Source organism: Streptomyces sp. NPDC036822, from assembly GCF_055609145.1.
The window spans coordinates 1-14866 of record NZ_JBVJPY010000024.1 but is presented as its reverse complement, the minus strand read 5'-3'; the positions used below and the strand labels follow the sequence as shown (position 1 = coordinate 14866).

The following is a 14866-nucleotide window of genomic DNA, read 5'->3' as shown; positions in this document are numbered from 1 at the left end:
AGCGGTTCACCGCAGCCGGCCGCGCGACACGGCCCGCGCAGGGAACAACGGCGTGCCGCGGGCGGGGGGGCTGTTCCCTTCCCTGAGCCGGCCGCTTGCGCCGGGGCACACCATGGCCGACGCCGAACCGCGGCGGGGCCGGAAAGTGAGTACAGAGATGCAACCTACGTACGTACTGGTGCACGGAGCCTTCGCGAACTCCTTCTCCTTCGCGCCCTCCAGGCCGAACTCGGCCTCCTGGGACACCGTTCGGTCGCCGTCGACCTGCCGGGCCACGGGTTCCAGGCGACGTTCACCCACGCCTACCAGTCACCGCAGGACCCGGAGGGGCTCGCCACGGCGCCCGGCACGATCAAGGGCGTCACCCTCGCCGACAACGTCGCGCATCTCATAGGGATCCTCGAGCGGGCCAAGCGCAACGGCCCGGTGATCCTCGTCGCCCACAGCCGGGGCGGCGCCACGGTCACGGCCGCGGCCAACGCACGCCCGGACCTGATCGACCGCATCGTCTACGTCGCGGCCTGGTGCCCGGTCCGTCTCGACGTCAACGACTACTACAGCGAACCGGAGATGGCCACGGTCGACCCCGCCGCCTTCGCCTCGGCACTGGCCGGTAATCCTGCCGAACTCGGCTTGCTCCGGGTCAACTTCCGCACCGCGGACCCGGGCGCGCTCGCGGCGTTCAGGGCGGCGTTCTTCGCCGACGGCACCGACGAGCAGTTCCTCACCTTCCTGAACACCTTCCAGCCCGACGAGAACCTGGACGTCGGCGGCTCCGCGGACCGGGCGCAGGCCGCGACCTGGGGCCGCATCCCGAAGACCTACATCCGCCTGGCCGACGACGCGAGCCTGCCTCTCGCCCTCCAGGACCGCCTGATCCGCGAGGGCGACGAGCTGACGCCCGACAACCCCTACGACGTCCGCACACTGGAAGGCAGCCACCTGAAGTGGCTGGTCGACCCGGCACCGGCGGCCCGCGTCCTGAGCGAACTCGCCACTCTCCCCGGCCCGTCCGGTAGGGCGTGACCGACAGGGTGTGAACGGCCGCCGCCGAGGCGCCGTCGGGCGGCACGACGGTGGCGCCGAACGGCGAGCGGACCGGGCTCGGAGCGCCCGGCGTGCCCCCGGACCCGGCCGCAGTGTGACGAGCGGCCGGCGGTGGCGCGCGGCCCATCGGCGGGACGACGGCAGCACGACGGCGTGGCGGCAGGCGCGCTCTGCTTCACGGACACAGAATGCAGTGCCCTCAGCCGAGGAGCACGACCAGCAGTACGAAAACACGTCGTCCCCCCACCAAGGAATAGATGATGCGCCCCATGACATACACCGTGGCCATCGAGCTCGCCCTGCCACGAGAGAAGGCGGCCCGGCTGCTCGCCGACCCGGCGCACCTGCCGAAATGGCTGCGGGGCCTGGTGCTGCACGAGCCGCTGAGTGGGGAGCACGGACAGCTCGGCACCACGTCGCGGGTCGTGATGCAGATGGGCCGGCGGCAGGTCGAGTGCACCGAGACCATCACACGCCGGGAGCCGGCAGACCTGCGCGAGATCCCGCATACAAGCGTCGTCCATTTCGAGCGCGAAATCGTCGGCGAGGGCATGTGGAGTGCCGTGCGCGACCGGCTGACCGAGGCCGGCCCGGAAACCACGCTCTGGGAGAGCGAGAACGAATACCGGTTCAGCGGCTTTCTGATGAAGCTGCTGGGACTCCTGATGCCCGGCGCCTTCCGCAGGCAGTCACACCAGCACATGCAGGACTTCAAGGCGTTCGCCGAGCAGGGAAGGGACGTCCGCGAGACCACGGACTGATCCGCCGTCTCTCTTCGTTCGTGGACGACCGCTGGGGCGGCTCCACCGGCGCTGTCGGGAGATGACCATGGCCGAAGGCGGCGAGCGCTGCGCCCCACCGGAGAGCCGGCCCCGCGGCACCCCTCCGCGTATTGCGGCCGAAATCGTCGCCGACTACGTCCGTTTCCTGGCCTCGGCCGCGGTCCTGGCGCTCATCGGGTCCAGTCCTTCAGGACAGCCGCGATCTCGCGCACGCCGGTACGTCCGTCCGCGACCTGCTCGACGAGGTCGCCGGCCTCCTTCGACGTCACGCTGACCGGATGCCCCGAGGCATGCAGGTAGGCCGCGGCCACGGCCAGGGCGTAGAGCTCGTTGGAGTGCTCCAGCGCCGGTACACGCGCGAGCTGTTCCAGCAGTGCGGCAGCACGGTGGTGCGGCTGGCCATAGACAGGGGCGTCCATGACACGGAAGGCATGACGGGCCCGCGCCGCTTCGAGGGAGCCGAAGTCCACGATCTCCGGGTCACCGGGGAACTCCCGCTGCGCGATGTCGAGCAGCCAGGTCAGATCAATCTGCAAGAACACGGCTCAGCCCCCGGTTCAGGCCGCGTCGGCGCCGCGCCCCGGGCGGCCGAAACGCTCGGCGAACGCGGCCCCGTGCTCGGCGACGAACAGCCGAGCGCCCTCGAGGAAACGGGCGCGGGTGAGATCGGCGTCCAGCACCTGGCCCGCGTACGCCTCGGCAGCCACGTGCCGTGCGGCGGCAGCACGCTGCAGCGCCTCGTATGCCTCGTCACTGATCTCGATGCGGATCTCCCGTGCCATACGACCACGGTAGCGGCCCGGACGCCCGCAGGGGGCGCGCGGGCGGAAACCATCCTGGCGGGCTTCGGAGTGCCGGAACTGGGCGACCGCGCCACGAGAGCCCCTTCACCTGCTTCGCCGGGACGTGGCGAGCGGTATCTGTCAGCGGCCCAGGCCTTCGCGGCACTGTGTCTCGACACCGGCGGAGGGCTGTGGCTGCTCCTGGCGCGGCCCGTCGGCATCCTGGTCCTGGTCGTGGACCGGTGCCGCCCGGCAGGGGCAGATCAGGAGGACCGTGGGGCGGGGGCGGCGCATGCCCGCGTCCCGCCCGGCAGCCGTCCTCGGTTGTTCGCGACGATCCGGTAGACGGCGTGTGCGATCCAGCGCACCGGTGCCAGTTGGAGGACCGCTCCCAGGACCGCCCACCCTCTGCCGGCCCGAAGCAGCAGTTTCGCCACGGCCTGGGCTCCGCCGTACACGGCGCCGTCGGGGGTCACCCAAAGCGCTTCGTACGCGGCGCGCTCCCGAGTGACGCCGAGGGAGTCCAGGTCGGCCCTCTGCCACGCGGTGATCTCACAGGCGGCGTGGAGCAGGCGCTGTGCGACCGGGGCCGATGCCGTGCAGAAGCCGCAGTCTCCGTCGTAGACGAGCACCGGGTGCGTTCTCATGACCCCATGATGCCCCGCGCGCACTCCCCCGCCCCGGCCGAGGGCCGGTCACATCACCGGTCTGGGCGGTGATCAGACATGCGTGGCGGGTACGGCCCTCGATGAGGATCAGCAGGCCGCCGGGGCGCAGGCGCCCGGCCCACTAGCGATCAGTTCAAAGAGTGACCCACTGCCGCCGTCGACGTCCGGCACGGCGGCCGGGTGGTGGGCAGCCAGGCGGTCAGCAGTCAGCAGGTCCTGCGCGGCTGCTGATGGCGGCGGATCTGGTGCCCCCTGTGTCGCTGATGAGCTGATGCTCCGGTGGGATAGGTACGGCTACTCATGTGGGCGGTGATCCGCAGCCTGCATCGTACGGACATGCGATCAATCTTCCTCCCGAAGTCCTTGCTGGCGGCCGCGCTCGGCGGCGTCGTCGTCCTGACCGGGTTCGGCGCGCAGAACGCCACCGCCGCTCAGACCTCCGCGGTCAGCGCCGTCGTGGCGAGCGACGACGAAGCGGAGGTGCGGTTCCTCGAGATGGCGGACCTCATCTGGCAGGGCTGTGCCCCGGACGTGTCCGACAACTTCGATGGCGTGGCATCGGCCTTTGCGGCCGACACCACGACAGCGGAGCCCACTCCTGACTCCACCCTGCCCGTCCTGGTCGACGCGGTGCCGCTCGATCCCACAGAGGAGTGCATCGCCGAAAGGCACCGACTGCGCATCAGCAGCGCGTTCTCGAAGACGGACACGGCCACGTACGAGGAACTGCGGAACAAGCTGGCGGCCCTGAACTACCCGGCGGCGCGGATCCACCGCATGCCGGACTTCAACGGCGAGCCCGTGGCAAGGCTCGATCTGCGCGTGGGGGCCGAGCGCTTGGCCCTGGAGGTCACCGACATCGGCTACGGCGTGATGGTCGAGGCGTTCGGCGCTCCGGACGGCGTCAGCGTGACCGAGGTGCGGTTGGAGCGGCCGCTGGACGGGCCCTCATCCTGAGGCGCTGTCAGCGGGCCGCGCTATGCGGAACGTGCGAGGGGTGCCACCGGACGGTGCGCGGCCGGCCCCATGCAATGCACGGCGGGGGGACGACCACGCTCGGCGGCGGCCGATCCCAGCCATCCGGATCCGCCGAGCGGAATGCTCACGCGACCTGGGCAACTGGTTGAAGGCCAGGACAGCCATGCTTCGAAGAGGATGAAGCGGACGGTGGCGGCGTGTGGAGGGGCCGCAGGGGAACGGCGCCGCCAAGCGCGCGGCATCCACTCCTCACCTCGCAACAGGCGGGCGGGCTCGGCCGCTGCTCGTACCGCCGATCCGGAACCTGTCGCGGGCGCGAGAGCGCGCGGGGTGGCGGCCGGACACGGATAAGCGTTCCGCCGGTGGATCTTGACAGACCCGCGGCGGCTGCGTCTAACCTCCGAGCTGTACTGCGCCAAGGAGCCGCCGCCCGTGCGATGCACGGATGCGGCTGTCCACGGGGGGAACGTGCGTATGGCGATCTGTGCTGTCCAAACCGCAGCCGCGGCATGCCTTCGAAGGAATGCGGTACCGCGCGGGAGCAGCGCCGGGTCCGGTCCGGCCTGATGCGCGTCACGTCACCTCCCCACTGGTCAGTCATTCCTTTCCGAGCCCGGCCCCATGGGGGAGAGCGGGCTTTCCCTTGTCGAGAGAAGGCACGATGTTCAGACACAGGCTGCGGCCGGCGCTCACCGCGCTGACCGGCGTCTTGCTGGCCGGCGGGCTGGTGGCGACGACGCCCCAGGTCGCGCAGGCCGATCCACCACCCCTGCCGCTCCCGGTGTCCTGCGGGCCGACCGCCTGGAAGGTGAGCAAGCACTACGAGGACTTCAAGGCGTCCGACGGGCCGTGGCGGGTGGCGCCCGGGGACAACCTCGAGGTGACCGTCACGAAGTCCGACACCGTCGAACTCAGCACCCAGTTCACGGCCGGCATGTCGGTCGACTACGTCGTGGCCAAGGTCAACGTCGAGCTCCAGATCGGGGCGAAGGCCTCCTGGACGAGTTCGGTGGGCCTGAAGACCAACACCGTCTCCCCGTCCCACGAGATCACCTATGTCTCGTACGGCATCTTCACCGAGCGCGTCTTCCTGACGCGCGAGTGGCTGCCGGCCGGATGCAACTCCGGCATGGAACACTTCGTGGGCCACGAGTCCGCGCTCTGGGTGAACCTGCCCAAGAGCGAGGGGTTCAAGAAGGTCACGCAGGGCACGGGGCGGGGCGGCGGCACGGCGCCCGGTCCGACCAACCCGCCCGCTCCGCCGCAGCCGCAGCCGGTGACGTCGGTCCACGGCCTGGCCGACGGCACGCTCCTGCACACCACGGACACCCGGCGCATCTACAAGATGGTCGGCGGCGCGCCGGTCTGGCAGGCCACGTGCGACGGTGGGATCTGCGACTCCCCGCCACGTCCTACGTACCAGTCGGTCATCGACGCGGGTCCGAAGACACCGCGCAACGGCTCGTCGGCCATCGACCAGCGCGGCCGGGTGTACATCTTCGCCGGAGGCGCGCCCCTGCACCAGTCGCACTGCAACTCCCCTGTGAACTGCGGCCGTCCGCCCAAGATCTCGGACTGGTCGGTCGACGCCCGCGACCACATGAACCGGGTGCCCTCCGACGGGACGCTGGTGCAGGGCTGGAACGGCGGCAACGGCACGCCCGTCGCGCAGGTCGTCGGCGGGGCGCGCATCAACTTCACCTCACCCCAGGAGGTCGTCGACACCGGCCACGGTACGGACTGGCCCTCCAAGGTCGTCATCGTGTCGGACTTCTCGTTCAACAACCTCGGCACCGTCCCGGCGGACGGCACGCTCGTCCAGGGCACGGGTGGCGGTTCTTCGACGCCGGTGGCGATGTTCGTGGCCGGGTCGCGCATCAACTTCGCCTCGCCCGAGGAAGTCGTCGAGACCGGATACGGAACGAACTGGCGCGAGAAGGTGCGCGCGATCCCCAGCCGCGCCTTCAACGAGTTCCACGCCGACATCCCGCCGGACGGCTCGCTCATCCAGGGCATCGCGAACGGCGTACCGACGCCTGTGGCGATGATGCTCGGCGGCGCACGGGTCAACTTCGCCTCCCCGCAGGAGGTCGTCGACGCGGGGTTCGGCACCGACTGGGCGAACAAGGTCCGCACGGTCCCGACGCGCGCGTTCAACATGATCCGGGCCGACGTGCCCGACGACGGCATCCTGATCCAGGGCACCGGCGGAAGCACTCCCGTGGCGGCGATCATCGGCGGCGCACGGGTCAACTTCGCCTCCCCCCAGGAGGTCATCGACTCCGGCTTCGGTACGGACTGGGCGTCGAAGGTCCGCTCGCTGCCGGGCCGGGCGTTCAGCCTCATCCCGGACCGGATCGCGGACGGCACGCGCGTGAAGAAGGCGGGCAGCAGCTCGCAGGCCGGCATCGTCGGCCGGGCGAAGGTGGCGTTCGTGTCGATGGACGAGCTGATCGCCTGCGGGTTCGGCGAGAAGCGGATGTGGACCATTCCCGACCGTGTGTGGGACGCCCTCCCGACCAAGATCGCGGACGGTACCCGGATCGCGAAGAGCGGGTCGACATCGGAGGCGGCGGTGGTCGGCGGCGCCCGCGTCGACTTCCACACCGAGGCGGAGCGCAACGACGCCGGGTACGGCGGCAAGGCGCGTGAGGTCGTCCCCGTCCGCGTGTGGGACGCCATGACGACGAAGATCGCCGACGGCACCCGCATCGCGAAGAGCGGCTGGTCGTCGGAGGCCGCGGTGGTCGGCGGTGCCCGCGTCGACTTCCACACCGAGGCGGAGCGCAACGACGCCGGGTACGGGGGCAAGCCGCGCGAGGTCGTCCCCGCCCGCGTGTGGGACGCCATGACGACGAAGATCGCCGACGGCACCCGGATCGCGAAGAGCGGCTGGTCGTCGGAGGCGGCGGTGGTCGGCGGCGCCCGCGTCGACTTCCACACCGAGGCGGAGCGCAACGACGCCGGGTACGGCGGCAAGCCGCGCGAGGTCGTCCCCGTCCGCGTGTGGGACGCCATGACGACGAAGATCGCCGACGGCACCCGCATCGCCAAGAGCGGAGCCACCTCGGAAGCGGCGGTGATCGGCGGCGCCCGCGTCGACTTCCACACCATGGACGAACTCCAGCAAGCCGGCTACGGCGCCAAGACCCGCCTGGTCGTCCCCGCCCGCGTCTGGGACGCCATGACCACCAAGATCGCCGACGGCACCCGCATCAAGGACGCCGGCTCGCTGAGCCAGGCGGCGGTCGTGGGCGGGGCGAAGGTTCCGTTCCAGAGCATGGAGGAGCTGACGGCGAGCGGGTACGCGAACGTGCCCATGCAGGTGGTGCCGAACCGGGTCTGGCAGTCGCTGTCCACGGAGTTCGCCGACGGCACCCGGCTGAAGTCCCCGGACTCCCCGGCTGTCTGGCTGATCACCGAGGGACGCCGGAGTCCGACGGACACGGCCACCAAGGTGTGGACGGTTCCGCAGCGGGTGATCGACGCCGTGCCTCTGGTCTGATCCCGTGCGATGACACCGCGACGGAGGGCCGCTCGGGGGCACCCTGGCGGCCTTCCGCCGTCGTCCCCTCCCCCGACGGCTCGGTGGCCCGGGGGCCCGGGGCGACAAACAGCAGGGGCGCGGTCCACGCCTTGCACCTGCACAGCTCAACCGCTGCCGCCCTGTGGGCGCTCCCCCGTGGCGGCCGGCGGACGAGCCGCGGCGTGCGGCGAGGCACAAGGTCGTGGCCGGCGTCCCGCCGGTATCCGTCGCCGCCGGCAGGTTCTGGTCTCGCCGTCATGCGGGGCCCGGCCCTGGTTTCGTCCACGGTCGCGGGCCGCGCACACCCGGTGAGAACCCCTCCGGTGCCGGGCCGCTCGTGGGCATGACTGGTGATTCGCGCGATGCGAAAGGCGCCGCGGGCGCCGAGACTGCGGTGCCCCTGTCACCGACTCCCGCACGGAGGTACCGATGCCCGGTCCGTACACGAGGCACAAGGCAAGGACGACGCGACGATCGCCGTCGTGGAGGCGCCGCTTACGGGGCGTGCTGGCGAGCGCGCTCCTGCTGTCGGCGGCCGGGCTGGGCGCCGTGCCCGCCGCGGCCACTGCGGCTACCGACGACACGACCGTCACCACCCGCTACGGGCAGGTGCGGGGAACGGCGGGCGAGAGGGCCGACGACTACCTCGGCATCCCCTACGCCGCGCCGCCCGTCGGCGGCCTGCGCTGGAAGCCGCCCGCCGCACCCGCGCGCTGGACGGGCGTCCGGGACGCCACGGCCCCCGGCAACCCCTGTATGCAGACGGGCTCGTCGACCCCCTGGGGTGATCTGGCCGGGCCGGGCACCCCCAGCGAGGACTGCCTCTACCTCAACGTCCACAGGCCTGCCGAGCGCTCCCTGCGCGACAGGCCCGTGATGGTCTGGATCCACGGCGGCGGCTTCACCATCGGTTCCGGGGCCTTCTACGACGGCGGAGAACTGGCCGCCCGGGGCGACGTGGTCGTCGTCACCCTGAACTACCGTCTCGGCGCCTTCGGTTACCTCGCCCACCCGGGTCTGACGGGAGAGTCGGCGGAGGGCATCTCCGGCAACTACGGCCTCCTCGACCAGCAGGCGGCCCTGCGCTGGGTGCGGCAGAACATCGCCTCCTTCGGCGGTGATCCCGGCAACGTCACGGTCTTCGGCGAGTCGGCGGGCGGCGGCAGCGTCTGCCAGCACCTCGTCTCCCCCCGCGCGGCCGGCCTCTTCGACCGTGCCATCGCCCAGTCGGGCTGTGCCTTCCCGCTGCCCACCCAGGAGTCGCAGCAGCGCACCGGTGCGACCTGGGCCGACTCCGTGGGCTGCGCCGATGTCGCCTGCCTGCGCGGCAAGCCGGCCGGCGAGCTGCTCACGGCCTCGACGAGCCCCACCGCCCGCTGGCTTCCGAACGTCGACGGCCGGGTCGTCCCGCTCCAGATCGCCGACGCGCTGGCAAGCGGCAGGTTCCACCGTGTGCCCGTCCTGCAGGGCACCACCGCCGACGAGGGCCGGCTCACCGTGGCATCCACCTACGACCTGGCAGGCCGCCAGCTCACCCCGGCCGGGTACCCGGTGGCCGTCCGCGCCCTGTACGGCGACCGTTCCGACGCGATCCTGGCCCGCTACCCGCTGTCGGACCACGGCTCCCCCGCCGAGGCACTCGGCGCGATCCTCACCGACTCGCAGTTCGCCTGCCTCCAGTCCCGCGCGGCGCGGCTGATGGCCGGCTACACCCGCTCCTACCAGTACGAGTTCGCCGACCGCGGCGCCGTGGACTACCTCGACCTGCCGGTCGGCTTCCCCTTGGGCGCCCCCCACGGCTCCGAGATCCGGTACGTCTTCGGCGGCGTCGCGGGCACCCCCGCCCAGAACGCCCTGGCCTCCAAGATGCTCGGCTACTGGACCGCCTTCGCCCACACGGGCGTCCCGTACGCGGCCGACGCCCCCCGCTGGAACCAGTATCCGAAGGTGCAGGTGCTCGCGCCCGAGGCGATCACGGCGTCGACGACGTTCCCCGAGAACCACAAGTGCGACCTGTGGCTCCCGCAAGGAGTGACCGCCCGGCGCTGAACGGTGCCGGGAACGTGCGACGGCTCCGGCGCCCGGAAGTCCGGGCGCCGGAGCCGTCGCGGCGTTGTCACGAGAGGGCCATCGCGTACGCGCACGGAAACGCCTTGGGCGTCGTCCGCGCCGTGCTCTACGCCCGACCGGCACACCGCCTGCGCGACCTGCTCGGGCACATCGCAGCCGGGGCCGCGGCACCGCTCATCCCGTGAAGTCCGGGCGTCAGACGAGGTCGCGGTGGCGGCCTACCCCGGTGGAGAAGAGGTAGAGCGGGGGCAGGAGGGCTGCGGCGCAGACGGTCCACAGGGCCGTGTGGGCGCCGACCCACGTGGCGAGGAGGCCGGCGGTCAGCGCGCCGAGCGGCAGCGCGCCCCAGGAGACGAAGCGGACCGTGGCCATCACCCGGGACAGCAGCTCGGGGGGCGACTGGGTCTGCCGGTAGGTGCGGGTGGTGATCGAGCCGATGACGGTGCCGAAGGCGAAGCCGGCGTTGCCCAGGGCGAACCAGTACGCGTTGCCCGCCGACGTGGTCAGCGGGGCGAGCAGGAGCAGCGCGCCGCCGGCCAGGTCGGCCGCGATGATGCCCCACGCGGTGCCCATGCGTGTGGTGACCCGGACCGCGACGGCGGCGCCGGCGAGCGCGCCGACCCCGTCCATGGCGAGGACGAGACCGAGTTGTACGGGATCGAGGCCGGCCTCGCGGACCAGGTAGAGGGGGGTGAGGGCAACGAGGGCCGCGTTGAGGAAGTTCGCGGCGGTCGCCCAGATCATGCACGGCCGCATGACCGGGTGCCCGGTGACGTACCTCCATCCCTCGCGCATCAGCCGGAGCACGCTCTCGCCGGTACGGGGCGCGGGGCGGCTCTCGGGGAGGGTGCACAGGAGCACCGCGGAGGCCAGGTAGCTGGCGGCGTCCACGACGAGCGCGCCGACCGGGCCGGTCGTTGCGATCAGGACGCCGCCGAGGGAGGGGCCGCCGGTGTCGGTGACGGCGTGCGTGCCGGACATGACGCTGTTGCGGGCGGCCAGTTGCCGGGCCGGGACGACGGCGGGCAGGAAGGTGGAGTTGCCGATGTCGAACAGCACCGTCGCCGCGCCGGTGACGAGCGCCGCGAACAGCAGGTGCGGATAGGTGAGGGTGCCGAGCCACCAGGCGAGCGGCAGAGATCCGAGCGCGGCGAACCGTACGAGGTCGAGCGCGACTTGGAGCCGGCGAAGCGGTACGCGCTGCGCGACGACACCTGCCGGGAGGCTGAGCAGCAGCCACGAGACCTGTCCGGCGGCGGCGAGCAGGGCGACCTCGAAGGCGCTGGCGTCGAGGACGGTGAGGGCGACGAGCGGCAGGGCGAGGGCGGTGACGGCGGTGCCCGCGCCGCTGACCGTGGCGGCGGCCCAGAAGCGCCAGAAGACACCCGGCGGCGAGGTCTCCCGCACGTCGTCGCGTCGGTCGTGCTCCGGGATCGCTCGTGTCCCGCTCATACGGCGCCCACCCCCTGGGTCTAGTCAGTCTCTTTTGGGAACTCAGTTCTTCCGAGTGAGTTTCTATCGGGAACCGACGGCATGGCGCAAGATGGATGTGACGAGCGGCCGCGGCGCGCGGAGAAGTGGAGACGCTGTGATGAGGTCGGTGCCCGAGCGGGACGCGGCCTGCGCGATCGCGCAGGCCGCGTCGGTGGTCGGCGACTGGTGGAGTCTGCTCCTGATCCGGGAGACCGCGCGCGGGCACCACCGGTTCGACGCGCTCCAGGAGGAGCTGGGCATCTCCCGGAAGGTGCTCACCGAGCGCCTGGCGCACCTCGTGGAGACGGGGGTCCTGGAGAAGGTCCCGTACCAGGACAGGCCGGTGCGGCACGAGTACCGGCTGACGGAGAGCGGCCGGGGGCTGCTGCCGGTACTGCTGTCGATGCAGGACTGGGCGGACCGCTGGATCTTCGGCGACGGCTCGCTCAGCGGCACCGCCGACGAGGCGAGCGCGGAGGCGCGGCGCGTCGCGGGCCTGTCGGGCGAGCGGCTGCCGCACCTGGAGCTGCCGGGCCACCGGGACGGCGCACCGGTGGACCCGGTGGCCGGCGGCGTGGCCACCGTCCTGTTCTGCTATCCGGCGACCGGGAGCCCCACCCCCCTGCCGGACGGCTGGTCGGTCATCCCCGGCGCCCTCGGCTGCACGCTGGAGAACCAGCTCTTCCGGGACGCGTACGAGGACTTCCGCGCGGCGGGCGCGGAGGTGCGCGGCGTGAGCACCCAACGCTCGGACGAACAGCGGGTGTTCGCGGTCGAGGAGGGCCTTCCCTTCACTCTTCTCTCGGACGTCGACCTGCGCCTCGCAGCCGCCCTGCGGCTGCCCACCTTCCGCGCCGGGCAACTGCTGCGGCTGAAGCGAGTCGTCCTGGTCGTGGACCGCCACCGCGTGGTGCGGCACGCGCGCTTCCCGGTGACGGACATCCCGGCAGCGGTGGGCGAGGCCCTGACGGAGGTACGGCGCCTGGCGTCGGAGGACTGACGAGCCGCGCCCCGAGAATGGCCTTCTCCTGCCTCGTCGCAGGCTCGGCGCCGGAGGGCTCTCACTGCCCGGGACGTGTCCTGGTGAGCCCGGCGCCGACCTTGGTCAGCGTCTGGCCGAGGAGGGGGAGGGCTCGTGCCCGCGTCGGCCCTCCGCGCGCGGTTCCCGTCCAGGGGGAGTCGGTGAGAGCCTCTGCCATGGTCTCGTCGTCCTGGGCAGCCGGCACGAGGACGAACCGCACGTAGTCGCCGATGTCGGTTCCCCGGGCATGCTGGTGCGTGAAGCACCGCAGGCGCGGTGTCAGGGCGGGAAGGGTGCGGTCCGTCGGGAAGACGACGGCAAGTCCGGCGAGGGCGAGACGAACCGCAGGGCATTCGGCCGACCAGCGGTTCAGCAGATCTGGAGTGCGAGCCTGGACAACGCCGCGGGTTCGGGCCTCGCTGTCGGGATCGGCATGTCGCGGGGTGGCCGGCCACGTCTCGGCGAGGCGGCGCTCGGCGACAGTGGCAGCGCCGAACAGCAGGCTGGCCGCTTGGAACCGGTGCCGGGCGGGAATCCGGTCGTCGACGGCCAGGGCCGCGACCAGGGCGAGGTCGACTGCGTGGGCTTCGCAGTCCGTGGGCGGCTGACGGAATCAGGGTGACCGCGGTGCCGGGAGTGTCGGTGCGGTATGTGAGGCTGCGTGCATGTCGTGGAGCAGTGAAGTCCCCTCGTGGCAAGACGTGGTGCAGGCGTTGCAGGAGGCCTCGGACGCCGAGGAGAGTGTGTGGCTGGGTGCAGGGGTGAGCGATGCGGAGATGGACGGCTGGGGGGTTCCGGTGCCCGAGCCGGTCCGGGAGATCTGTCGCCGGGTCGGAGTTCTGCACGTAGGCGGCCACGGCGAGTTCGGGGCCCCGTACCGTTCTGCGGCCGTGAGCGGTGGGGCCGCGTGGCGGTGCGGCGAGCCCGGCTCGTTCCGCATCGTCCACACCAACGCAGGCGCGGAGACCTATTACGCGGATGTGGATCCCGTGACGGGCGCGTGGGGCCCGGTCTTCGCATTCTGGGAGACCCACGGCGCCGAACTGGTCGCGCCCTCGCTCCAGCACTGGCTGGTGACCGTGGCCGGGTTGGTGACGTACGCCGCGAGGGACGCGGAGCACTTCGACAGCTTCTCCACCGCGTTCCTCAACTGGTTCTCCGGAGACTTCGCCGATGCCGGCGACGACTTCCCCGAGGACTCACCGGAAGCTTTGGCCTGCGCGGCCGCGCCCGCGAGCGTGGCGCCCGTCACCGTCATGGAAGCGCGTGCCTCGGGTGACCCGGCGCTCGCGGGCCTCGGCTCCCGGCTGCCCGAGGGTGCTCTCGTGGCCGACCTGCGCGGGGCGACCGGGCGTACGAGCGTTCCGTTCGGCCGCCACCCGAGGTGGCCTGGGGGCACTCCCGTCTACGGACGCTTCCACGGTGGCACCATCCTGACAGCCGGCAGCAGAAAGTGACCCACCCGGTCCGCCATGACCTACAGGTCGCGCCCGGGCGGCATGTCGACGTAGACGCGGTAGACGCTGTTCGGCGGCCACCGGGGTGACGCCTTCGTCGGACACTGTCGATCTGTGTCATGTTCGGTAGGGCAGGAGCGGTGGCGGGGAGCAGCAGGCGACCGATGCGGCGGCGCGCGGCGGATTGGTCAGGTGGTGCGTGGCAAGGGCGTGGGCGACGTGGTGGGATCGGGACGGTGGTACGGCGACCCGGTCAGTGAGGAACCCTTCCCGCTGTGAACCCCTCGCCGTCCTGGAACTCGATCAGCACTTCACTGTCGGTGAGATAGATCCAGCTCTCAGGAGAGCACTCCAACACTGTCTCTGCATGCTCCGCTACCAACGCGGCCTCCAGAGCGACGGAGGGCGTTGCGAGATTGCTCCAGAACACGACCGCGAGTTCCTTCGCTCCAGTGCAGGAGGCCATCAGTCTGCGCAGTTCGTGGGCGTCGAACGACTCACTGCGCTCGATCACTCCGGCCCCGGACCAGTCCAAGCGTGTGGATCCCACAGCCCTGAAGCGTCCCACGCTCATTGCAGCGAAAGCACGGTCCTCCTGGAACGACAACACCATCGTCCCTTCGCCGGCGACTTTCAACAGCGCTGCGATCTGCTCCGGGTGCGTTCCGTACATCTCGCTGACGCTCACAGTGGTCCCCAATCCGTCGCCACGAGGTGCTGCCTGGTCAGCAGGCTGTAGCGCCCCGGGCCAGAAACGCTGCGCCGTCTCACCGCATCACTGAGCCTTTTTCATCCTGAATAGTTGCAGGTCAGGAGCGTGTGGACGGCTTGGACGATGGTGCCGATGCGGCGTGTGGAGCATCGGGCTCGGCGAAGGATCCGCCAGGACTTCAGCTGTGCGAAGGCGCGTTCGCCGGGAGCTCTCAGGCGGGCGTGGTCGCGGTTGAACTGCTGGTAGTGCTCGGGTTGTTCGCGGTGGTTCTTGTACGGGGTGCGGACGGTGGCGCCGGCCCCCTGGTAGGCACGGTCCGCCAGGACAAGGATCTCTCTGGTGAGGCAGGC

General features: G+C 71.4%; 14 protein-coding genes and 1 pseudogene. 8 read left to right on the top strand and 7 right to left on the bottom strand.

What is annotated here, in order from left to right; translation table 11 throughout:
• Positions 1-157: 157 nt before the first annotated feature.
• Positions 158-1026 (top strand): annotated as a pseudogene (locus tag ACZ68P_RS32590) (alpha/beta fold hydrolase).
• 302 nt (positions 1027-1328) lie between these two features.
• On the top strand, positions 1329-1808 hold the full coding sequence (locus tag ACZ68P_RS32585; RefSeq protein WP_471012574.1) for an SRPBCC family protein: 480 nt from the start codon (positions 1329-1331) through the stop codon (positions 1806-1808).
• Between the two features lie 191 nt (positions 1809-1999).
• Here ACZ68P_RS32585 and ACZ68P_RS32580 read toward each other — a convergent pair whose 3' ends face one another.
• From ACZ68P_RS32580 to ACZ68P_RS32570, 3 genes are all read right to left on the bottom strand, one after another.
• A complete protein-coding gene (locus tag ACZ68P_RS32580; protein WP_471012572.1) occupies positions 2000-2371 on the bottom strand; it encodes a fic family toxin-antitoxin system, toxin component in 372 nt (123 codons plus the stop codon).
• Positions 2372-2386: 15 nt separating this feature from the next.
• Positions 2387-2611: a hypothetical protein gene (locus tag ACZ68P_RS32575; RefSeq protein ID WP_471012570.1), complete on the bottom strand. Its 225-nt coding sequence runs from the start codon at positions 2609-2611 to the stop codon at positions 2387-2389.
• Between the two features lie 263 nt (positions 2612-2874).
• A complete protein-coding gene (locus tag ACZ68P_RS32570) occupies positions 2875-3258 on the bottom strand; it encodes a thiol-disulfide oxidoreductase DCC family protein (RefSeq protein WP_471012568.1) in 384 nt (127 codons plus the stop codon).
• 357 nt (positions 3259-3615) lie between these two features.
• On the opposite strand from ACZ68P_RS32570, the gene ACZ68P_RS32565 reads away from it, so the two are divergent.
• From ACZ68P_RS32565 to ACZ68P_RS32555, 3 genes are all read left to right on the top strand, one after another.
• Positions 3616-4236: a hypothetical protein gene (locus ACZ68P_RS32565; RefSeq protein ID WP_471012567.1), complete on the top strand. Its 621-nt coding sequence runs from the start codon at positions 3616-3618 to the stop codon at positions 4234-4236.
• Positions 4237-4918: 682 nt separating this feature from the next.
• Positions 4919-7762, top strand: coding sequence for a hypothetical protein (locus tag ACZ68P_RS32560; RefSeq protein WP_471012566.1), 2844 nt, complete (start codon positions 4919-4921; stop codon positions 7760-7762).
• Positions 7763-8287: 525 nt separating this feature from the next.
• Entirely contained in the window at positions 8288-9832 is a 1545-nt protein-coding gene (locus tag ACZ68P_RS32555) for a carboxylesterase/lipase family protein (RefSeq protein ID WP_471012564.1), read from the top strand.
• Between the two features lie 216 nt (positions 9833-10048).
• On the opposite strand, the gene ACZ68P_RS32550 is transcribed toward ACZ68P_RS32555, so the two are convergent.
• The gene (locus tag ACZ68P_RS32550; RefSeq protein ID WP_471012562.1) at positions 10049-11305 is read right to left on the bottom strand and encodes an MFS transporter; all 1257 of its coding nucleotides are present in this window, start codon (positions 11303-11305) and stop codon (positions 10049-10051) included.
• A 139-nt stretch (positions 11306-11444) separates the two neighbouring features.
• On the opposite strand from ACZ68P_RS32550, the gene ACZ68P_RS32545 reads away from it, so the two are divergent.
• Entirely contained in the window at positions 11445-12326 is an 882-nt protein-coding gene (locus ACZ68P_RS32545) for a winged helix-turn-helix transcriptional regulator (RefSeq protein ID WP_471012561.1), read from the top strand.
• A 61-nt stretch (positions 12327-12387) separates the two neighbouring features.
• On the opposite strand, the gene ACZ68P_RS32540 is transcribed toward ACZ68P_RS32545, so the two are convergent.
• Positions 12388-12525: a hypothetical protein gene (locus tag ACZ68P_RS32540; protein ID WP_471012559.1), complete on the bottom strand. Its 138-nt coding sequence runs from the start codon at positions 12523-12525 to the stop codon at positions 12388-12390.
• Positions 12526-12594: 69 nt separating this feature from the next.
• Between ACZ68P_RS32540 and ACZ68P_RS32535 the strand changes: the two genes are divergently transcribed.
• Both ACZ68P_RS32535 and ACZ68P_RS32530 read left to right on the top strand, forming a co-directional pair.
• Positions 12595-12969: a hypothetical protein gene (locus tag ACZ68P_RS32535; RefSeq protein WP_471012557.1), complete on the top strand. Its 375-nt coding sequence runs from the start codon at positions 12595-12597 to the stop codon at positions 12967-12969.
• A gap of 268 nt (positions 12970-13237) precedes the next feature.
• Positions 13238-13804, top strand: coding sequence for a hypothetical protein (locus ACZ68P_RS32530; protein WP_471012556.1), 567 nt, complete (start codon positions 13238-13240; stop codon positions 13802-13804).
• 253 nt (positions 13805-14057) lie between these two features.
• On the opposite strand, the gene ACZ68P_RS32525 is transcribed toward ACZ68P_RS32530, so the two are convergent.
• Together ACZ68P_RS32525 and ACZ68P_RS32520 are read right to left on the bottom strand one after the other, a co-directional pair.
• Positions 14058-14492 (bottom strand): hypothetical protein, encoded by a 435-nt coding sequence (locus tag ACZ68P_RS32525; protein WP_471012555.1) that lies wholly within the window; start codon positions 14490-14492, stop codon positions 14058-14060.
• Between the two features lie 101 nt (positions 14493-14593).
• Positions 14594-14866, bottom strand: a 273-nt coding sequence (locus ACZ68P_RS32520) for a transposase family protein (protein WP_471012554.1), incomplete at its 5' end; no start/stop codon positions are given.

What these genes read in the sequence shown, in the direction of transcription:
- ACZ68P_RS32550 (WP_471012562.1), bottom strand. Translation starts at nt 11,305, where the DNA reads ATGAGCGGGACACGAGCGATCCCGGAGCACGACCGACGCGACGACGTG.
- ACZ68P_RS32575 (WP_471012570.1), bottom strand. Translation starts at nt 2,611, where the DNA reads ATGGCACGGGAGATCCGCATCGAGATCAGTGACGAGGCATACGAGGCG.
- ACZ68P_RS32540 (WP_471012559.1), bottom strand. Translation starts at nt 12,525, where the DNA reads ATGGCAGAGGCTCTCACCGACTCCCCCTGGACGGGAACCGCGCGCGGA.
- ACZ68P_RS32565 (WP_471012567.1), top strand. Translation starts at nt 3,616, where the DNA reads ATGCGATCAATCTTCCTCCCGAAGTCCTTGCTGGCGGCCGCGCTCGGC.
- ACZ68P_RS32570 (WP_471012568.1), bottom strand. Translation starts at nt 3,258, where the DNA reads ATGAGAACGCACCCGGTGCTCGTCTACGACGGAGACTGCGGCTTCTGC.
- ACZ68P_RS32535 (WP_471012557.1), top strand. Translation starts at nt 12,595, where the DNA reads ATGCTGGTGCGTGAAGCACCGCAGGCGCGGTGTCAGGGCGGGAAGGGT.
- ACZ68P_RS32560 (WP_471012566.1), top strand. Translation starts at nt 4,919, where the DNA reads ATGTTCAGACACAGGCTGCGGCCGGCGCTCACCGCGCTGACCGGCGTC.
- ACZ68P_RS32545 (WP_471012561.1), top strand. Translation starts at nt 11,445, where the DNA reads ATGAGGTCGGTGCCCGAGCGGGACGCGGCCTGCGCGATCGCGCAGGCC.